Raw genomic sequence first — 851 nt, forward strand, 5'->3', positions numbered from 1 at the left:
CGATTCTTTTCCATCGTTTGCATTGATAGTAATTGGTTTCGTCTAGTGACTAAGTCGCTCATTAAACGTATGTTTTCACTTTTTAATTGCGTGAGTTTTGGCTTGATTGCTTCGGCGTAGTGGGCGATAAGCGCCGCATCTAGGCGGTCGTTTTTCGCTTTATTGCCAAGAGCACCAGAAAACTTTTTGATGTGTAATGGGTTAGCGATGACATAAGGCAGATTGGCTTTTTCACACGCTAAGATGAATGGCATCTCCAATCGACCGGTTGCTTCAATAACAATCCGTTCTGGATGATATTTAGCAATAGTGCGAACTGGCTTGTTTGAGCCTTTTTCATCATTTGTGACATTAAAATAGATATCGAGAGGGCGGATATAGATATCAAGTTGTGTCTTACCTGTATCAACGCCGACATTAATGTTTTGAAGTGTATTTGTATTCATAATAAGCTAACTCTTGCTTGCGAAATGCGGGCTCGAGACCCAGAAGACTATTCGAGTGTGATGCTTGGAGTTCTATCTGATGTTCGTTCTTGTTATCGGTCTCTCAATAGAGGAGCCAGCGTTCAATCGAACTATCAGATAGAGAACTTTAGTTGCAGCTAAAGTCTGGGTCTCACCTTACCCTGATTCGTTAGTTATTATCCATACAAGGCGTTTAAGAGGGATTCATGCCGCGTGGCATTTTTGGTATGCGGTTGGTTTTGGTGGTGAAAGTGGTCTGCGGAAGGTTGGTTTATGCGGCATTCACCCCTTAACGCGGCGTTATGTAAAACATTTTAAATTTAAGATGGTTGAATGAAAAATTAAACAGTGACCAAATTCCTATGAAGAAATAGGATTCAGCTG

Annotated in this window: 2 protein-coding genes; one reads left to right on the forward strand and one right to left on the reverse strand. The window is 41.2% G+C overall.

Annotated features, from left to right (window positions below; translation table 11 throughout):
- The coding region (locus tag CIK04_RS31265) for a transposase (RefSeq protein ID WP_142995053.1) at nt 1-446 on the reverse strand (446 nt) is incomplete at its 3' end.
- 199 nt (nt 447-645) lie between these two features.
- Here CIK04_RS31265 and CIK04_RS31270 point away from each other — a divergent pair.
- On the forward strand, nt 646-804 hold the full coding sequence (locus CIK04_RS31270; RefSeq protein ID WP_176463338.1) for a DUF3265 domain-containing protein: 159 nt from the start codon (nt 646-648) through the stop codon (nt 802-804).
- Nucleotides 805-851 lie beyond the last annotated feature (47 nt).

The sequence above is a fragment of the Vibrio sp. 03_296 genome (genome assembly GCF_002265885.1).